This is a genomic window from Paenibacillus sp. BGI2013, from assembly GCF_002843485.1.
Lineage (GTDB): Bacteria > Bacillota > Bacilli > Paenibacillales > Paenibacillaceae > Paenibacillus > Paenibacillus amylolyticus.
The window spans coordinates 92,102-114,363 of the sequence record NZ_PJFA01000008.1 but is presented as its reverse complement, the minus strand read 5'-3'; the positions used below and the strand labels follow the sequence as shown (position 1 = coordinate 114,363).

The following is a 22,262-nucleotide window of genomic DNA, read 5'->3' as shown; positions in this document are numbered from 1 at the left end:
TCAGCATGTTTATCACAAATACGTTATAGGTACCATTGAGCTAGTAATAATATAAATCTCTGCCTCAAGTATCTTAAGTATATTCAGATGTAGGAATCTGAATATAAAACTGAATATATTTATATTATTTAAGTTGGATTTTATCCGTATCCTGCTTTTTTGTGATAGAAGACTCGGTGTAGTGTCGTAAGTATATATTGCAACGTATGAGTACTCATTGATGATATATAATCATCTAATGAATTGTAGTGTTTCATTTCAAATGTAATACTAACTGAATACTTAAATATTGCGTAATATACAAGGTAATAGATGATGTAATTTATAATTTTAAAGAAATGCTGATCTTTACTGATACAATGATTCTTCACAGTAAATATTTAATACATTACTGAATATATTATGTAATATAATTGTATTCTTATAAGACTCCTAAAAATCCGACTAAAGGATATATACTCTCGGTGGCTGTTCGAATTCTCTTATACAATTTTATCGTATACTAAAAATACATGTTCTGCCGTAACTAAACCCCCATGGTTTAATCTACCATAGGCGGTGAGGATGACTATATAATCAATAACACTGAATTAAGTCGTATATAGTAAGGAAGACTGCAGATTGTATGTTACTACTATGCTATTTATCCCCGCAGAGAAGTTAATCGGGTAAATTTCTGCTTTAAGTATATGGTTAATATTCATATGTGGCTTCCTGAATATAAAACTGAATATATTCATATTATTTGAACATCAAATACATATCCCTCTTTAACGTATGGTAATCAAGACTTATTTGGTTTTAGGCATTCAGTACTTAATGATTTGTTGTAAAAGTATTCAGTAAACTCAATATTCACATGAATATATTCAAGTTCAGTAATCTGATTATCAGTATATACGACCAGCATAAATACTTATAGATGACTTATAATCATCCCTTGAATTTGTAGTGCTACATTTTCAATGTTGTGTAATCTAAATACTTAACTGTTAAGTCATATACAACGTAATATATGATTTAACTTCAAAGAGTCTTTAATCTATCTTACACAATGACTTCTCATAGGATTTTATAATACTTAACTTAATATATTATGTAATATTAACAGTAAGTGGCCAAATTATACCTATAGGCCACAAAAAAAGAAATGTATACTTACTACTTGGCATTTTGAATTCACTTGTACTGCATAACGGTAAACTTAACATACATAGAGTATGGCGACTAAAACTCCTTTTGGCTTCATTCACATAAACGATGAGGTTGACGGTATAATCATTCCAAGTAACATGAAACCGAATACGTTTGTAACAAGCAAGAGATTAGTTGATTCATACAATTATGCAGTTTTTACCCGCAGAGAGTTAATTGAGCTAACATATATGTCTATACAGTATAAGTTCAAGTTTAGAAACCTGAATATATAACTGAATATATTCATATTATTTGAACATCAAATACATATTCTTTAACGCATGGAAATCAAGACTTATTTGGTTTTAGGCTTTCAGTACTTAATGATTTGTTGTAAAAGTATTGAGTAAACTGCAGTATATACGAGCCAATATAAATACTTATGGATGAATAATAATCATTCATTGCATTGTAGTGCTAGATTTCCAATGTAACAAAAATGAATACTTAAATATTACGTTATATATTACGTAATAGATGATGTAACTTCAAAGAGAGTCACTAATCTATCTGATACAATGTCTCTTCTTAGTGACTGTTTAATATGTAACTGAATATATTATGTAATATTAATAGTAAGTATTTAACACAAAATAGAAGTATGCACTTCTATGGCCATTAGAATCCTCCTGTGCAGCGTAATGAAGCACTTAACATACATAAAGTGTGGTAACTAAAAACTTACTGTTTATGCATAAACTCAGGAATGACGAGATAATCATCAGTTCCAAGTAACAGTAAACTGATTACGTTTGTGATAAGCAAAAGAGTAGCTGCTTCATACAATTATACTGTTGCCACCCACAGAGAGTTATTCGTATTAACTTTTATCTCTATTACGATGTATATTCACGTTTAGAAGCCTGAATATATAACTGAATATATTCATATTAATTGAATATCAAATACATTTCTTCTTTAACGTGTAGAAATCGAGACATAATTACTTTCAATACTAAATGAATTGTTGTAAAAGTATTCAGTAAACTCAATATTCACATGAATATATTCAAGTTCAGTAATCTGATTATGCAGTAAATACGAGTCAGCTTAAATCTTATTGATGACTTTTAATCATACATTGCATTGTAGTGCTAGATTTCAATGTAGCAAAACTGAATACTTAACTATTACGTAATATACAACGTAATAAATGATGTAACTTTAATGAGTTACTAATCAAACTAATACAACGACTCTTCATAGTAACTGTTTAATACTAAACTGAATATATTATGTAACACTAATAGTAAATATTTAAATAAGACTTACAAGCCACTAAATAGAAGTATTCACTACTATGGCCATTAGAATTCTCCTGTACAGCATAACGAAACACTTAACATACATAAAGTGTGGTAACTAAAACCTTACTGTTTAAGCATAAACTCAGGAATGACGCGATAATCATCAGTTCCAAATAAAAGTAAACTGATTACGTTTGTGATAAGTAAGAGATTAGTAGATTCATATAATTATGGAGTTTGTACCCGTAGAGAATTAATTGAGTTAACAAATATGTCTATACAGTATATATTCATGTTTAGAAACCTGAATATATAACTGAATATATAACAGAATATATTCATATTAATTGAAGATCAAATATATATTCTTCTTTAACGTATGGAAGACAGGACTTATTTGGTTTTAGGCTTTCAGTATTTAATGATTTGTTGTAAATTATTCACCAAACTGAATATTCACATGAATATATTCAAGTTCAGTAATCTTAATATGCAGTATATACGACCAGCATAAATACTTTTAGATGACTTATAATCATCCCTTGAATTGTAGTGCTACATTTTCAATGTTATGTAATCTAAATACTTAACTTTTAAGTAATATAAAACGTAATATATGATTTAACTTTAAAGAGTCTCTAATCTATCTTACACAATGACTTTTCATAGTGATTGTTTAATACTTAACTTAATATATTATGTAATATTAACAGTAAGTGGCCAAATTATACCTACACACCACAAAAAAAGAAATATGTACTTACTACTAGGCATTTTGAATTCACCTGTACTGCATAACGGTAAACTTAACATACATAGAGTATGGTGACTAAAACTCCATTGGCTTCATTCACATAAACGAAGAGGTTGACGGTATAATCATTCCAAGTAACATAAAATCGAATACGTTTGTAACAAGCAAGTGATTAGTTGATTCATACAATTATGCAGTTTTTACCCGCAGAGAGTTAATTGAGCAAACATATATGTCTATACAGTATATATTCATGTTTAGAAACCTGAATATATAACTGAATATATTCATATTAATTGAAGATCAAATATATATTCTTTTTTTACGTATGGAAATCAGGACTTATTTGGTTTTAGGCATTCAGTACTTAATGATTTGTTGTAAAAGTATTAGTAAACTCAATATTCACATGAATATATTCATGTTCAGTAATTTGATTATGCAGTATATACGAGCCAGCATAAATCTTATGAATGACTTATAATCATCTATTGAATTGTAGTTCTATGATTTCCAATGTAGCAAAACTGAATATTTAACTGTTACGTAATATACAACGTAATAAATGATGTAACTTTACTGCGAAACTAATCTACCTAATACAACGACTCTTTATAGAGAATGTTTAACACTAAACTGAAACGTCTGTAATAAGCAAGAGATTAGCTGCTTCATACAATTATGTTTTTAGTACCCGCAGAAAGTTCTCATGTTAACGGCTTTCGAATACCGTGAATATTCAGATTTAAATAACTGAATATATTACTGAACATATTCAAGCTTAGTAATTTGAATAATCATATACACTGGCCAGTACAAATATTTATGGATGTCGTATAGTTCTACATTTCCAATGTAGCGTCAGCTGAACAAGTATCTATTCCATCATATACAATGTAATAGATACTGTAACTTCAAAGAGTCACTAATCTAACTGATACAATGTCTCTTTTTAGTTACTGTTTAATATGTAACTGAATATATTATGTAATATTAATAGTAAGTATTTAACACAAAATAGAAGTATTCACTTCTATGGCCATTAAAATTCTCATGTGAAGCGTAACGAAGCACTTAACATACATAAAGTGTGGTAACTAAAACCTTTCTGTTTAAGCATAAACTCAGGGATGACGAGATAATCATCAGTTCCAAGTAACAGTAAACTGAATACGTTTGTGATAAGCAAAAGAGTAGCTGCTTCATACAATTATGCTGTTCCCACCCACAGAGAGTTATTCCTGTTAACGTTTATCTCTATTACGATGTATATTCACGTTTAGAATCCTGAATATATAACTGAATATATTCATATTAATTGAATCTCAAATACACATCTTCTTTAACGTATAGAAATCAAGACATAATTACTTTCAGTACTTAATGATTTGTTTTAAAAGTATTCAGTAAACTCAATATTCACATGAATATATTCAAGTTCAGTAATCAGATTATGCAGTAAATACGAGTCAACATAAATCTTAAGGATGACTTTTAATAATTCATTGCATTTTAGTGATAGATTTCCAATGCAGCAAAACTGAATATTTAACTATTACGTAATATACAACGTAATAAATGATGTAACTTTAATGAGCTACTTCTCAAACTGATACTACGACTCTTCATAGTAATACTAAACTGAATATATTATGTAACACTAATAATAAATATTCAAATAAGACCTACATGCCACGAAATAGAACTATGCACTTCTATAGCCATTAGAATTCTCATGTACAGCGTAACGGAAACACTTAACATATATAAAGTGTGGTATCTAAAATCTTACTGTTTAAGCATAAACTCAGGAATGGAATGCCGAGATAATCATCAGTTCCAAATAAAAGTAAACTGATTACGTTTGTGATAAGCAAAAGAGTAACTGCTACATACAATTATGCTGTTGCCACCCACAGAGAGTTATCGTGTTAACGTTTATCTCTATTACGATGTATATTCACGCTTAGAAGCCTGAATATATAACTGAATATATTCAGATTAATTGAATATCAAATAGATAACTTCTTTAACGTATAGAAATCAAGTCATAATTACTTTTAGTACTTAATGATTTGTTGTAAAAGTATTCAGTAAACTCAATATTCTCATGAATATATTCAAGTTCAGTAATCTGATTATGCAGTATATACGAGCTAGCATAAATACACTGATGGATGACTTATAATCATTCATTGCATTGAAATACTAGATTTCGAATGTAGCAAAACTGAATACTTAAATATTACGTAATATACAACGTAATAAATGATGTAACTTTAATGAGCTACTAATCAAACTGATACAACGACTCTACATAGTGACTATTTAGTACTAAACTGAATATATTATGTAATACTAATAGTAGGTATCAAATAAGATCTACAAGCCACGAAATAGAAGTATGCACTTCTACGGCCATTCAGGAAATACGAGATAATCACCAGTTCCAAGTGAAAGTAAACTGATTACGTTCGTGAAGCAGAGAGTTAATCGTGTTAGCATATTTTTATTACGATGTATTTTTACGTTTATAGAACTGAATATATAACTGAATATATTCAAATTAATTAAACAACAAATACATATCTTTATTACCGCATAGAAATCTAGACATAATTGCTTTTAGTACTTAATGATTTGTTGTAAAAGTATTCAGTAAACTCAATATTCTTATAAATATATTCAAGTTCAGTAATTTGATTATGCAGTATATACGAGCCAGCACGTATAGATGACTTATAGTCATTCATTGTATTGTAGTGTTAGATTTCTAGTGTGAGAAACTGAATACTTATTTATTACGTAATAGACAACGTAACAGTTTGTGTAATTTCAATGAGAATGAAACCTTATAGATTAAATGATTCTTCATTATTGATTGTTCAATACGTTACTGAATATATTATGTTGTTAAACTATCATTTTGTATTCTCCTGAGATGACTTCATGCCATCCATTGGATATGTATTCTCTCGGTAGTCTATTAAATACGCCTGTTGTAAACTGAACACGCATAAAGTGTGGTATAAAACTGCTCAGCTTAGTTCACCATTAACTGAGGGGCTGACTGTATAATCAATAGTTCGAAGTAATATTAAACTGAATACGTTTATATCAAGTAAGAATGTAACTTGTTCACACAGTTAAGTTGTTGAGACCAACAGAATAGTTAAACGAGTTAACACTACTTCTAGGATATGTATGTATTGACGGGTGAAAATCAGACACATGTTACATTAATACAGCGTATTACTTAATTCACTAAATATTATGTCTGAGTTTCAGAGATGTTCAGTAAACTAAATACTTTATTGAACTATATTATGTTCAGTTCATATGAGGTTTATACTTCGAACTAAAAGCTCCCTACTAATAGTATTAGCACATTAAGGATTTGCTATACACGATCTTTTGTATTTCATAAAATTATTCAGTTGTTTCAGTAGTATTAAAGTATTAGAACTCAAATTTTCGAGAAATATGAACATTTACCCGTTACAATTGAGTTGAAGATTAAGAGTAGGAATTAAACAAATAACCGAATCGATAATGTAATTCGGGTGCACTTAAATCTACTACCTACGAGTTTGGGCAATCTCAAGGTGAGATTATGAATCCTATACAATAACTACGAAAAACTCAGTAGTATCAAGGGTTTAGCTTGTCCATTTTTTGAAAAGGGAAAGAATAAACTATAAGAATGGTATAGATTTAAACATGAATGAATGTTATAAAATGCGATAACGTATCAATTCTTCACTTAATAATTATCAGTTAATAATAAACTCTTTATTCCGAGTTTCGATCGTTAGTAAATCCAGTGCTATCAAGGATTTGAGAGCTACTTCAGATCAAGAAGGGAAAGAATAAAACAGAAAAATCGGTAAATAATTATATGATAGGATCTCCAGATATACGATAACGTATCATTTCGTTATGTATGACAGTTCATTATCTGTTTATTCTATGTATCACGTAAGTAGCATATTCAGAGTATAAATGATCAATGAAATGAAATATCTGTTACCACCTTAAATATACATAGCTATTCATCATAAAAGTATCGATACATTGAAGAAAATGCTTTTAGTCTTCAGGGAAATTTAAACAGTTTGAACTCCGATTACTTATACAACGGTCAAAAATGGAGAAGGCGTTGGGAAGCGGTACCGATCGAATGAATTTCTCGTAGCCATCAGTTAAGAGTTTAGGCTCGTACTAACATCCTCAATCTTCATGAAATGAATTTATGCACACCTCTATATGAATGTCTAAAGTATTTCTGTATCTATTCCCACAGAATGAACAAATTTCGCTTGTTGGACCCATTGCCCCAATTAAACAAGTTGTTTCCCATACCATTTTATTTTCTCAACAGTCATCACGAGTAGACCTCTCTTATGTATGATTTTTAACCAGCATTATGATATTTAGTGTCTCTATCTATTCTTATACGTTTTTATTGCTCTGTCTTGAAGGTGGTGCAATTTCGTCGGCAGAATGCCGTGTGATGTTTTTTGCTGATTGGTTGAAGTATTATTGATAATTTTCCGTACTTTCCTATTTGAGTTCAGTAAGTTTGCATTGTGTAACAAATTTCTCCTTACTAAATTCCTTACTTTTCTCTTGTACATGAACAACAGTCAAAATCAATAAGAGCTGGACATTTCTTAGTTGTGCGATTAATAGAAGTATTAAGTTTAAATAATATGTTAATATTACTGAACAATAATACTTACTATTTTAAGCTGTAGACGATATTCTATAGAGCAAAGTGATTTAAGTATTAAGTTTTATGTTCAGTAATATATTATTATTCATTAACCATAAGATGAATTTATTCTTGCTCCGGGAAAATAATAATGCATTTAAATGTTTAGCATTCGCTTCCTTATCTCATAAAGATAATTTAATGAACCCGATTAATATACGGGAATTTGAACTCGATAAAATAGTACATAATTGAACAATTAAATATTACATAATATATTCAGTAATATAAGTATTCTATTTAACCTTTGATAAGCAGAATAAGCAGAACCCATTTTTGGGGGAAGGGTGTTGGGAGTAAGATTCTGTTCATCTCTTCACTTAGAAATGAATAGTTATATCTATTAATTATTTGACCTTCCTGATTCAAGACCTTTTCCAACATCCAGTGTTGAGAAACACATTAAATAATGTTATCTTTATGAGAATCAAATAATCCATATGCGAAGTACGCATCTACCCAATCTTGGGCAAGGTGCGTTTTTTTGTGTTTAACCATTCACTAGTTTCTAACTCAGTTTAGGGCTTAAGGAGTTGAATTCATGGACCCGATATTACGAGGCCCACAAGAGGTTCGAGATCAAGCAGAGCAAGACATCGAATCCATCTCTAGTCAGTCAATAATAGCAATACAAGATACGATGTATTATTTACGTGCAGAAAAGCTTATCCCAGGTATTCATATATCCATTAGGATTAAAATAGACTCTTATGATTTAGGATTTTGGAACCGAATGATTTTAGATCGAGTGAATTGTGCTAAAGAATGGTTGAGGTCTACTGATAATTACGATAGCCAAGAGTCTGATTTAAGCATATTCTCAACTATTTATAAGGAATTAACAATTCACAAAACTAATAGTACCTCTAATGATCTGTATCTTAGTATGTCACTCTATATAATCCATTCAGTTATCGCTGCGTTAGAAATAGAATCTCATGTGATGATGTACGATGGAAACAAAAAGGGGCATCAAACTGCTCAGAAATATTCTCAATTAATTGCTGAAGCTGTAGAACCTTATCAGTTGGTAATGAATAAAATTGATCAGGTTTTGTATGGGAAAATTCAAGAGAGGTAATAACATCTGAAGGAAAAAACGGAGGAAATAAATGAATCTTACTAATGTATGGGGGAGAGAAGAAAATACTCTTCACATGCCATGGAGATCATAGAAGAAATCCATGTTCTAATGGGTTAGAAATGTTAAGTACAAGAGGTATTGGCGAAGAAGGAAATATAGGGAGTTGAGGCCTGGTTCTGCTTGACTTGAGGGTCTACTTCATTTCTTAAGAATATCTATTTTGTACAATTGAGAAACACCATTCAGGTCTCTCAATTGTACTGAGTTATGTGACGGCTATTTCTATAGTTATATATGGACATGCAGAATCACAGATGTAAGTCACTTTAGCAGAGTTTCAAGTAATGTCAGATAATCGGTTTATTTAGCTGGATATTAACGTTCTTAATTTGGAAAGGGATTTATAACAATTCAGTTATTGACTGAGGTAGTTTATAGCCTCCTGTAAGTTTCTTACCCCTACCAGTTTAATATTTTCTAAATTGTAGCTAGTTTTTGCTTTGGCAACCTCTTGTTCTTGATATTTAGGATAGATAAAAATATCTACTTTTTCATTCTTTGCAGTCAGCAATTTGAGATCCAGGTTACTTATTGACTGAATATCACCACCCCTAGTTATGCCTCCTGTGCCAGCAATCTTTCTTCCTCTAGCCAAATCGACATTCGGATCGAGTTGCTGTATTAAACCCAATGCCAACATGAAACCCCCTGACTCGCCTGAATAGTTGTTGTCCAAATGGATAACGTCATCAACAGATAACCCTTTAAAGACAAATTTGTTTTTTAAATAAACTCCTAACGTTGCTTTTCCTTGGCGATCCAGTTCCTTTATAGTCACTGGAATCTCTACGTTGCTAGTATCACGATGAACGATTACGTTTACGGTATCTCCGATTTTAAAACTCTCCAGATAAAAATTAATATCTTCTGGCGAGTCAACTTCTATATAATCTATGAACAGAACTTCATCTCCAATCTTAAGATCTTGACCTGTTTTAAACTTCTCTGGATGAAAAACGACAACTGGCTTAGATATCTCTTCTGGTAAATCAATCTTTTCATGTACCATTGCAGCCTTTACGATAGTATGTTTCATATAGGGTAAAAGTTCTTTATCTAAAATAGATAAATCTCTCTCGGTAAAGTCACTATTGCTTTCAGAAGCTGAGGAATAGGACCTTGTAACAGAAGTTCTTGTATAACCCTCAGACCCGAGGAATATTTTCTCCCATACAGAATTAATTTGTGTTTTTTTTACGTAAGTCATGTAAAGATTAGTGGGATGTGCTCTAGCGCTTTCGCGAATTGCTTTTGCATCGATAATAGGGTCAACTGAAAGAATACTCCCAGGTGCTGTCCAAACCTCTGGCACCTTTAAAGGCTTAAGCAGCAACAAACCCAAAAATATGATAACAACAATCAAGGGAGCTATATAAAGAATAATCACCTTGTAATCTTTTATGTCCAAGAGAATCACCTCAGTATTGTAAACTAGCAATGGAACTAATATAACAAAATAACTATTTGATATAGAAGGAATGAGAAGAACCCGATTCTTCATGTCATTAATGATTAACTACATAATACTATAGATGATTTACGATATGCTTTATTAGATGAGTTTTTAACACGGTTAAGGAACAGTAAAAGAAGCAAATCATTTAACGGCTTCATTTCTTGTTGGTGCGTTTTCGAATATAATATATGCAATAGTGAACCGTAGAGATGGGGGAGATATATGCATATAATGGATGATTATGAACAACGCTTAAAAGATCTTCGAGCTACACTTGGAACCCTTATAGATAATTATGATATACTCCCGGATGCCTCCTATCAGATATTTAGTATCGAAGGAGAGATTAGAAGCTTTGAGCAGAGAAAAGAAAGACTAAACCTCAGATTTTCTCGGATAGACTGCCATTTATGCAAGCAACCTATTTGGAACGAAGATGAACCAGCTAAACTTGGGGACAAAGGAAGCCTCCTAATATGTCCAAGGTGTTTATGTACGATTAAGCAGGTGAAAGGTACTACTGAAATGGAACGAGATCTTGACATCAACAGCCCAGGGACTGTAAAACAAGATTGTGAAGGTCCCCTTAAAATGCTGCAATCGCAGTTTCTAATCCGAAAATCTGAAAAATTCTGGCTTATACACGAGGTAGTAGGTGAGATCTACTATCGAGCTGGCCGGCGTAAAACAAACCTACTACATTCTTGGATTGATGAATTGATTAATCGCTTAGATCAACTCCAAGAACAAAAAAAATTTATGGAAGGGATGCGAACCTTAATCCCAGATTTGCATACTCAAATCTTTAGCTTACAAGCACAAATTCAAGATTTACAAAGTAAAGTAGATCGAATCAAAGGTGGAAGATTACCCTTTCGTTGCTCTCAATGTAATGTCTGGTTGAAAGAGAATGGTATTCCAACGTTTTTTGGAAACTACACAATTTGTAATCAGTGCAAAAAGATAATATCAGAAGTAATGACTACATCTGAAGCAGAGAAGAAACATGGTCTACCTAAGGGAACCATACGCCGGGATAACTCAAGAGGATCCCTAGAGAGATATAAGAAATTAGGATTACTAAGACAATCAGGAAGCTTATGGTTGCTTCACGACATAGTTATTTTGGACAAATATAAAAGAATCGAAACAAAAGAGGAAGTGTTACCAGTTCACTCTTCTACAACAATGAGTGAAGAAGGAATACCTTCAGATCTTCTTAGAAGATCTGCTTCGATTTACAAACAACTTATGGAACGAAAACAATTGGAGAAATGAGATATACTGAATAATGAAGTTTAATTGAATACAACTCAAAGTTGATCGAGAATTAAAACGTTGTTCTATATTTTGTGAAGGTTCAGTTGATAGACTGTATGAAGGATGATACAGTAAAAGATAACATAATAAAATATATGCGAAGCACGCATCTGCCCATATTGGGTAGGTGCGTTTTCTTATTTCTAAAGAAAGGTAGAATTATATGAGTTATCTGTTAATGAATTTGCTTTATATCTCTTATCGGTTGATTAAGGTTTTATCGAGAGTTACCTTGTACGTACTTGGGTATGGATTCGTCTTCGCAGTGGTATTATTTTTAGTCATAAGTATTGCCAATGCAATGTAAGGCCCGATTGTTACAGAAATAGAACAATAGGAGATCCGATGAGTATCCTTGAAAAAGAATAATCGTATAATAACTCGTGGAGCCATTCATGTGTATGATGTCATAACTGCTGCTAAGTATTTTAAATGATGTAGAGTTTCAGTAGTTTCAACTATAATCACGGATATTAGTACCCAAGCATTACAAAAATATTATTGATTTTCTAAGAAAAAATGGACTCAGGTAGCTCTACAAAGCAATCTCATTTCAGAGATTTGTTAATAATCGTGTATCAGGCTGGTTGAATAAGCACTGAGATGAAGTGTTAATACAATTTCAGTTCATAAAAAACAACATGGGTTTAAGACAATATATTTACAGCAGTATGACCATGGCTTATAATACAAATAACTTAATAGTAGAAACGGGGAAGCACCTCGATATTGGTTAACCACCAATATTGAGGTGCTTTTTTTGTTTTTACAGTTAGAAGGGTAGGGAGATCTATTGAAGAAGAGAAGGAAAGTTAGGGAGGCAGCACAAAAAGCTACTAAAGTGGTATTAGCTTTAGCTTTACTTGCACCCCCATTAGTGGCAACCGGCGTATTTACACCCGCTGCATATGCAGCAGTAGATACTATTTCTGTTGTTTCCAACACGACATCATTAAAAGCTGTTCAATCTTCCGTAGTAAAAGTGGAAATGAACGATCAGGGTAATTACCGAATTATTTTATTACCAAACACCAACGTATTTTATGGCAGCAATGCCGGTAACGTTTCAACGTTCCTGGACTATAACGGGGAAAGAATCAATTTTAACTCGCTACCTTTAAATTACTTTAGAATTAATGACAATATTATTGAAATGTCACGTCAAAAAGATAATGTTGAATTTATCCTACGTGTGTCGATTGTTAATGCAACATCACAAGGTGGATACATGAAGGTTGAGTTAGAGGCAGTCAATCGAGGTAGTGGTAATCAAAATCTAGGTGGAACCTTTTATTGGGATACTATGGTGAACGGTAATGACGCTTCACCGTTTGAAGTGATTCAAAATGGATGGAGAAATTACAGTGGTGGGGTGCAGATCACTGCTTTTTACGCAAACACATACAACGTAGTAAACGCAGATCGAGTTTTTATGGGAGCTTATCAGAGTCCAGCAAACGCCAGCTTGACAGGCGGCAGTCCTCCTTCCTCTTATTACGTGGGTCAACAGATTACTGCAGGGGATACAGCTGCACAGTTTTGGTGGGATAAGCAGACCGTTTCAAGCGGCGGATCGAGGAAAGTCTCAACCATTGTGGGAATTGGCCCACAGAATACACCGCCCTCATTTGCTTTAAGTTCTCCAGCTGCTAACCAATCTTACTACAAAGGCCAAACACTTCAGATTGCCGGTACTACCAAAGATACGGATATTGGTGACCTACTGACTGTGAAGTGGTCTATAGATGGGGGGGCCGAAAATGTTCTTTCTACATTGACGGCCAATGGATCTAATCAACAATTTAGCAGTAATTATACACTGCCTTCAACCCTATCGGATGGCGCTCACTCCTTACAGGTGTGGGTTATGGATGATAAAGGTGGCGTTTCTACAGCAAACACAGTCAATTTTACTATAAGAAGTTTTGTTGTTCCGGGTCAGCCCGTAATCAGTTCAACTTCTACCAATGGTCTTACGGTCACCTGGGACAAAAAAGAGAACGAGTCAGCTGTGACCTATGAGTTACTCAATGTCACGACGAACCAAACGATTAATGCAGGTTCTGCTAATACAGCAACGGTTACTGGATTATCACCTAATACCAATTATGTCTTTAAAGTTAGAGCTAAAAATTCTAGTGGTTCTTACACGGATTATTCTACTCAAACTAGTAGTTATACCTATGCTAATACTCCAACTTCAGCAACTGTCACGCAGACAGGAAACTCACCAACCGTAAAATGGTCAGCGAATGGAAACCCAACTGGGACTACATACAAATATGAATTACGTGATGCAGATAGCAAAGTTGTAAAATCTGGGACAACGACAGCGACAACGCTGAATATTCCATTGGACGGAGTTGCAGATGGGAAATATAACGTGTTTGTCAGTGCGGTAAATGGAGGGGGAATTGCAACAGCATATACTGCGGCGGGCCAAATCATTAAGGATACCAAGGCACCGACTGCACCTGAAGTATCGGTTGCTCCTTCAAGTTGGACTAATACATCTGCAATAGTGACCGTAAAAAACGGAACAGATGACTTAAGTGGTGTACAGAAAAGTCAATACAAAGTCGGATCAACCGGTGAATGGGTGGATTATAAAGAGCCATTTGAAGTTTCTAAAGAAGGTCTTCAGGATATCTATGCTAGAACAATAGACAACTTTGGAAATACAAGCATTGTTTCCTCTTCAACAGCTCGTATAGACAAAACTGCTCCGGAAGCACCTATTTTCTCATTGGATCCTTCTAGCTGGACCAATAAAGATGTAAATGTGACGTTATCTCCTGGTACGGATAATCTCAGTGGTGTTCAAAAAATCCAGTATAAAATCGGTCCCGGGGGTGAATGGAAAGACTATACAAAAGGCTTTTCCATTACTACGGAAGGACGAAGTGAAATTTACGGACGTTCCATCGATAATGCTTCAAATATAAGTGTTGAAGCAGTGGTTGAAGCTAAAATCGATAAAACTGGTCCAACAGCACCGAAGTTAACATTGAGTGATTTGGAGTGGACCAACAAAAACGTGACATTCACTATTACCGATGGGGTAGATGAGGGTAGCGGAGCTGCTAAGACGCAATATCGGTTTGGAGCTACAGGAGCCTGGGTTGATTATGTAGCCGAAGAAACCATTTCAGCAGAAGGTGAAACTGAAATATTTGCAAGAACGGTGGACAACGTAGGTAATGTTGGAGCATTGTCATCAGCTCTGGCAAAGATTGATAAGACGGCTCCGTCAACTCCTCAAGTCTTATTGAGTGAATCATCCTGGACACAGGATTCGGTGACGTTCTCTATTAATGGAAGTACAGATCATAATCCAATCCATTACGAATATAAAATCAATGATACCGAGTTCGTGAAAGGAAGTACTGGAACAATTCGTGATAACGGTATTACTACTTTAACAGTAAGAGCACGTGATGCAGTCGGCAATGTAGGAGAAGAAGTTGTCAAAAAAGTATTTATTGATAACCTTGACCCGTCAATTTCAATTACTCCAAATACTACAGATTGGACGGACAGAAACATTGACGTTTCTATTAGTTACTCTGATTTACACTCAGGAGTGGATCCAAATCAACGATATTTTAAAATCACTAACAGTGCTGAAGAACCCGTAAGTTGGGATTCGGCTGATGAAAATGAAAAAATAGTTACGATTAATTCTGAAGGGACATGGTACGTGCATGCCAAAGTACAAGATAATGCAGGGAATTCATTCACTACCGTGACTTCCCCGCTCAGGCTACAAAGGTTGCCCGATGTACCTGAACATTTAAAGGTAACAAATGTCTCTGAAGGGACCGCAAAGGTTTCGTTTGATCTACCTGAAGATGTACTCACAGATGGGTATCAATTTGAAATTGAAAACACAACAACAGGTCAAACTTGGAGTCTAGACTACCCTTCAAATGAGATTTTAGATGAAGCTCTATCAGGTGGAAACAGGTATGAATACAGAGTGCGTGCCATGAATCATGTTGGACATAGTGACTTCTCAAGTACTGTTTCTACACTCACACTACCACTTGCTCCAGAAAATGTTGTAATTCAAAAGGTTGGAACTGATTATAGTCAGGCGAGTGTTTCCTTTGATCCCGTGACGAGTGCTTCTTCCTACAGAGTCATAGCGAGAGATAGGAACAATCAAATTGTTTCTGATCAAATCGTGCATGATACAAGTGCACAGTTAATAAGTGGACTTTCTGCAGGAACAGTCTATTCCGTAAGTGTAATTGCTATAAATGAATCCGGAGAAGGCTCTAGTCGAAATGCTGGTTTCTTATCTTTACCATCTGCTCCTGGTCATTTTGCAAGTGTACAAATAGAGGAAACGAAAATAACACTTGGTTGGGATACGGTTACTTCAGCAACCTATTACTCATTGAATAGAGATGATGAATCGCTATTTGAAGGACCTGAACTTACCTTCACAGATGCTGGTCTTGAATCAGGGACGTTATATCAATACGGACTAAGTGCTTCCAATGAAACAGGAACGGGCGAGACAGTTACTTTAAATGGGCTGATTACGCTACCTGGTAAAATACAAGGTTTACAAATCGTGAATCCGACTCAACATTCGCTGGGCTTAACATGGCAGGCAGTTCGAGGAGCTGACCACTATGTGATTGTTCATGAAGGTAGAGAGTATTTAACCGTCCCTAGTGAACAAACCACAGCTGTTGTCCAAGATCTTGCACCGGGAACATCGTATTCCTTTGAAGTTTTGGCAGTGAATGAGAGTGGACAAGGTTCATCTGTTTCGGCAAGCTCTATCACCGTACCTGATAAAGTACAAGAGTTAAAGTCAGATTCAATAAGTGAAACAAGTGCTACCGTTTCATGGCTTCCCGTACCTGGGGCAGATAGATATCGACTTAAGATTGGAGACCGTTCATTTGAAGTGGCGGGGACTCATCTAGAACTTACAGGGCTTTCAGGTAGTCATGTATACAGCTACACAGTCGAAGCAGGCAACAACTCTGGTTATAGTGATTCTGTGGGAGGCGAATTCTTAACCAATCCTCACTCGCCTAATCAAGTTGAAGTGACTGAGACGACTGAGACGACTATAAGCCTTCGCTGGGAGACAGTAGCAACCGCAACTTCTTATATTGTCTCTATGGATGGACAAATTGTCGGAACTCCGACCTCGGCAGAATTCGAAGTTAATGATCTTATTCCAGGCTCAAAGCATACATTTACTGTTCAGGCAGTAAATCAAACAGGTGAAAGTCAGAAGACTGCTTATGTATGGATGACTAAACCTTCATTCGTTACAAATGTTCAGTCCTCCCCAGCAACGTATAAAGCAGAAGTGAATTGGGAACCCGTAGTCGGAGCAATTGAATATATTATTGAGCACGACGACAACGTATTGTATCAAGGGACGGAGACTTCTCTCGAAATAACCGGACTTTCGGATGGAACGAATTATGAATATGTGATTCATGCTGTCAATGAGTTTGGTGTCAGTTCCAAAAATTCAAAATTTGGATTTAAGACGCTGCCACGAAAACCCGTTAACGTGAATACGGTAGACATCGAGAAAGAGTCACTAACGCTTGATCTCTCTGATACACAAGTAACAGGAGCTGACACATATGTGATTAAACGTAATGGGGTACTTATTGCGAAGATTCCTTCATCAGACATCAGATACACAGATAAAGGACTTCTTCCAGGTACAAAATACAGTTATTCGATTCACGGGGAGAACACTAGTGGAGCAGGAGAGGTTAGGACAGTTCAAGTTACGACAAAGACAGAAGTCGTAAATGAGAACTCTATTGTAGTTCATCCTGAAACGAATCAAATTAACGTGACTTGGTCTCCAGTCAAGGGAGCTGTCTCTTATCAAATTTTAAATAATGAAACGGGCGATAAATATTCAACTTCGAATTTGGAGAACATCATTCCTAGCTTAAATGCGGGTTCAATTTATTCGTTTACCATCACTTCTTTTAATATAGAAGGTATTGAATCCGAGCCTCTTACGTTTACAAGCTTAACAAAACCAACAGCACCATCTACAGCCACTATTAGTGGTATAACGGACACCTCCTTAACTATCGATTTATCCATGAGTGCTGTTCGTGGGGCTGAAGAGTATATCATTGAACGTGAAGGAAAAGAAGTTGGACGAATCTCGTTGAATGAAACTTCATTTAAGGAAGACGGATTGGAAGCTGGAGAAGAATACACCTATGTTATCAAAACTTCAAATAAGTCAGGTGAGAGTGTAACAGGATTTGCACTAACAGCAAGGACTGTTCCAGCTACATCTTCAAAATTAGCTGAAGTTCTGTCTGTATCAGATAATAGTGTATCGATCTCGTGGGATAAAATTCAGGGAGCAGAGGGGTACAAAGTTTATTTTGACTCAGAATTAATTACTATAACGACCGAATTTAGTGCATCAGTGGACAATTTAATCAGTGCACAAACGTACCATAATATTCGTGTCGTTCCATTTAACAATGCAGGCGACGCCATAGCATTCTCGGTAGAAGAATTTACGACGCTCCCAGTAATTAAAGGGTTGATCGTGAATTCAAAACCTAAAACAACGGAAGCGGAGCTTTCATGGACTCTTCCATTGAAGAATGAAATTATGGTCATTGAGTATCAGGGCGAGGAAGTTTACCGAGGACAAGAAACTAACTTCACTCTAACTGAATTAAGAGCGGGAACAAACGAAGAGGTTTCATTTATCACGGAGAACAGCCAAGGAGATCGATCAGAAGAATTTACTCATTCTCTACTTACATTACCTGCAGCTCCTCCAACTGTGAGTTACACATCTACATCGAATGGAGTATCTCTAGATTTTGCTTTAAGTAAGGTAAAAGGGGCTACAGCTTACATTGTTCAACGAGGTGGAGAGGAAATCGGCCAAGTTACAGTGACGGAGTCTGTATATAATGATGAAAACCTTGAGCCAGGAAAGACATATAAATACTTCATTAGAACCTTAAATGACACGGGTATAAGTGAGGAAGGTTTTGCATTAGATGCAACAACACTACCCGCTGATATGACCATCTCTCCATCTATTGATAAAAGAGATGTCGATGGAGTAGAGATTTCTTGGGAGCCTGTTATAGGTGCAACAGGATACAACCTATATGATGATGATACAATCATTACATCCACGGAGAACACATCATTCTCATTGACTGGACTTCGCAGCTCTACGAAATACGGAACATACCGAATAGTTCCATTTAATGAAGTTGGTGAAGCTAAGGGGATCGATGTGCCGATCTTTGAGACGCTACCAAGTGGAGATTTCGAGGTAAAAGCTGTAGGTAAAACCACGAATGAAGTTGATTTCACCTGGACGCTCCCATCCGCCAACGAAATTTTCGTTCTTGCTCATCATGGGACAGAAGTATATAGAGGAAAGGATCAGCACTTTACGCTGAAAAATCTTAGTGGGGGAACAGTGTATTTGATGGAAGCTTGGACAGAGAACGAGAATTCTGACCGGAGTGAAGTTAAAGAGATCACTGCTCGGACTTTGGGCTTCCTCGCACCTTCTGGAGGAAATTTCAGCGGGCAACCTGTATCAAAACCTACAGAATCAATTAAAGATGTACCTGCTGATCTTGAGGTAGTACCAACTCCGCCTGTAAAACAAGTGTTCTTTGAAGACATAGACAGTACTTTTAATAAGGAACAGATCATATTCTTGGCGCAACAAGGAGTAATCTCAGGGATTAGCGAAACTAAATTCGAGCCGCAACGTGCGATCACAAGAGCGGAATTCACTGCATTAATCGTCCGTTTAATGGGAATTGAGTCGGCAGAATACAAAGGGACTTTTAAGGATGTAAGCCCAGAAGACTGGTTTGCAGAATATATTGCAGCCGGCATTAAAAATAAGGTTATAGCCGGTATGGGAAACCAAGTGTTCGCACCACATGAACTTATAACAAGAGAACAAGCATCGGTGATCTTAGCTAATGTGTTGAGAGGAATGAACGCTTCAGGAACTAGTGAACAGCAGAAATTTGTGGATGAGACCAAAATTTCAGGATGGGCAGCTGATAAAGTAAACTACCTATCTGAATTAGGATTAGTCAACGGGTATCAAGATGGTTCGTTTCGTCCGTTGAAAGATCTCACTCGGTCTGAGGCAGCAGCACTAATTTTCAGATTGATGGAAGTGGTCCACAAGGATTTGGAGAATAATAACAAGAAGTCACAATAGGAAGGTTAACATTTCCTAATGCACCAAAAGTATGAAAATGGTAAAATGAAAATTCATTAGGTTACGACAAGGAGCACCTTGAAATGGTTTTTTCAATTTCTGGGTGCTCCACCTATTGAATTAGGAGGTAATCACTTGACCCTACATAAAGTTCCATCAAACCATAAGGAAGAACTTAGCGAAATTGAGTTTCTCCAATTAGTACTTAGTCTTCTAGAATCAGAATTGAGCTATTTTGCCTCATACTACTCAGATGATCGTATCTCATGCAATCAGAGAGAAGATGAAGAACAGTTGAACTTAGAAATACAAAATATCCAATGTAGAATTCAAACGTTAATCGATGATCAACCTATGATTAATATAAAAGTAAGGAAATAAATATTTCCGAGATTAATGTTTGACTATCTCGAGTGATATCGTTAGATACAATAGGGTCTATGAAAATAATAAATCGAAAGCAATTGCCACCTTAGAACATTCATACCTGTACCAAACGGCATAATTCCACGTTCCTCCAATTTATTTATGAGGTTTTCCCACAGAATTCTCCTTGGTTCCTCAAGTGGTGCCTTTGAAGACTATTTTGATCAGAGAGAACTTCTAAAATATGAGCATAAGTGGATGACAGTTACAGAAAAAACGATAAGCGCTATAATGATAAAATAGTGATCTGTTTGTTGGAGGATGAATTAAATGCTGGAAAGAGAGAGAGCTCTTGATCCCGAATCAGTAGGGAGAAAAATCCGTGAAATTAGGAAAAGAAAAGAATATACACTTATCGATCTCGCCAATAAACTAGGTTATGCTACAGGTAAACTGAGCAACATCGAAAAGGGTAAACGAGCTAAATTTCCCTTTGAGGAATTAGTTGACATTGCAGGTGCATTAGAAGAACCGGTTGAGTTATTTATTATAGATGAATCGGATCAATATATAACGGAACAAGAAAATATTAGACAGCAAATAAGCTTAGCGAAACATCGTCTCAGCGTAGGTTTATTGGACGGGTTGAAAACTTCTCTTCATGAACTGCAAGAAAATATAGAAATACTATCATTTAAGAAAATGATAATACACATTAACTTTCTTTGGGGAGAATACTATAGAGAGCTGTTGGATTATGACATGGCCTCGGAGTATTATAATGAAGTAATTAATGCTGAAGTCTATGATAAAGATAGCGTTGAAGTAAAGATACGCACCTATAATGCTCTTGCGTCGCTTCAGTTACAGGAGCGTCATATTAAAGATGCGATCACAACACTTAAAAAAGCTTTAAACTTCGTTGAAAAAGATGACAGGGTTCTTAGTTTAGATATTTCGAATGTACATTATAACTTAACTCTTATCTATATACACATCGGTTATATGGATCTTGCCGAATATCACGTACAAACTTGTATTGAAACAATTGAAGGAAGAAGCGAACAGGTTTATTATCATGCACTCTACCTATTATCCATAACCTATTGGCTCAAAGAAGAATATGAGAATGCTAGAAACTTGTTATTTCGTTCGATGAACTGGTTTCAAAGACAACGCGACTTAGCAAGTCTATTTAATTCACTAGAGTTCATTTTTGTAATGTATCGTGTTAAACCACATCTTATTATTGAAGATATGTTTCAATATTTAAGAGAGGTTACTGCTGTTACAGTTCCCGAAAACATTGTGTCCCAGAAAGTAAGATGTCTTTTCATGTTAGTAGAGCTGGAAATAGAAAAAAAAGAATATCTCGTAGCGGAGAGTATACTTGCCACATGTAAGGAATACATTAAGGAATATTCGTTCTCTGAAGGATACCGAGCATATGTACTAGAAGCGTTGCTTATTAGAGAAGTTAGCAAAGATGCGATAAAGGAGCGCTGTGCTCTTGAGAAGGCACTCAGCTTTTTTCAAGGGTCTGATCGCTCACCTCAAAAAGCACATATTTTATATCAACTCGGGAAGTTAAACAGTCCTGACAATAGGGGTACGATATATGAAGAGGCTCTTAGCATTTTTAATGATAATCTTCATGAACAGGCGTATTTTAGTCAGAATAGTTTTTCGATTCTTCCTCACTTACGGTATTAAGGAAATCCATTGGACTTAGTGAATGACTCAAGATCTCGTTTTTAAATGTTGGTGT

At 35.1% G+C, this 22,262-nt stretch carries 6 protein-coding genes; 5 read left to right on the top strand and 1 reads right to left on the bottom strand.

Annotated features, from left to right (window positions below; translation table 11 throughout):
* Positions 1-8,513: 8,513 nt before the first annotated feature.
* Entirely contained in the window at positions 8,514-9,053 is a 540-nt protein-coding gene (locus CXK86_RS19900; protein WP_101314351.1) for a hypothetical protein, read from the top strand.
* A gap of 418 nt (positions 9,054-9,471) precedes the next feature.
* Here CXK86_RS19900 and CXK86_RS19895 read toward each other — a convergent pair whose 3' ends face one another.
* Positions 9,472-10,524, bottom strand: coding sequence for a PDZ domain-containing protein (locus CXK86_RS19895; RefSeq protein WP_101314350.1), 1,053 nt, complete (start codon positions 10,522-10,524; stop codon positions 9,472-9,474).
* Positions 10,525-10,803: 279 nt separating this feature from the next.
* Between CXK86_RS19895 and CXK86_RS19890 the strand changes: the two genes are divergently transcribed.
* The 4 genes from CXK86_RS19890 to CXK86_RS19875 all read left to right on the top strand — a co-directional run bounded on the left by CXK86_RS19890 (position 10,804) and on the right by CXK86_RS19875 (position 22,207).
* Positions 10,804-11,850 (top strand): hypothetical protein, encoded by a 1,047-nt coding sequence (locus tag CXK86_RS19890; protein WP_144029812.1) that lies wholly within the window; start codon positions 10,804-10,806, stop codon positions 11,848-11,850.
* An 835-nt stretch (positions 11,851-12,685) separates the two neighbouring features.
* Positions 12,686-20,128 (top strand): fibronectin type III domain-containing protein, encoded by a 7,443-nt coding sequence (locus CXK86_RS19885; RefSeq protein ID WP_144029811.1) that lies wholly within the window; start codon positions 12,686-12,688, stop codon positions 20,126-20,128.
* A 135-nt stretch (positions 20,129-20,263) separates the two neighbouring features.
* On the top strand, positions 20,264-20,509 hold the full coding sequence (locus tag CXK86_RS19880; RefSeq protein WP_101314347.1) for a hypothetical protein: 246 nt from the start codon (positions 20,264-20,266) through the stop codon (positions 20,507-20,509).
* Between the two features lie 315 nt (positions 20,510-20,824).
* Entirely contained in the window at positions 20,825-22,207 is a 1,383-nt protein-coding gene (locus CXK86_RS19875) for a helix-turn-helix domain-containing protein (RefSeq protein ID WP_101314346.1), read from the top strand.
* Positions 22,208-22,262 lie beyond the last annotated feature (55 nt).

Excerpts from the sequence above, each read along its gene's own strand:
- CXK86_RS19900 (WP_101314351.1), top strand. The coding sequence starts at position 8,514 with ATGGACCCGATATTACGAGGCCCACAAGAGGTTCGAGATCAAGCAGAG.
- CXK86_RS19890 (WP_144029812.1), top strand. The coding sequence starts at position 10,804 with ATGGATGATTATGAACAACGCTTAAAAGATCTTCGAGCTACACTTGGA.
- CXK86_RS19875 (WP_101314346.1), top strand. The coding sequence starts at position 20,825 with ATGCTGGAAAGAGAGAGAGCTCTTGATCCCGAATCAGTAGGGAGAAAA.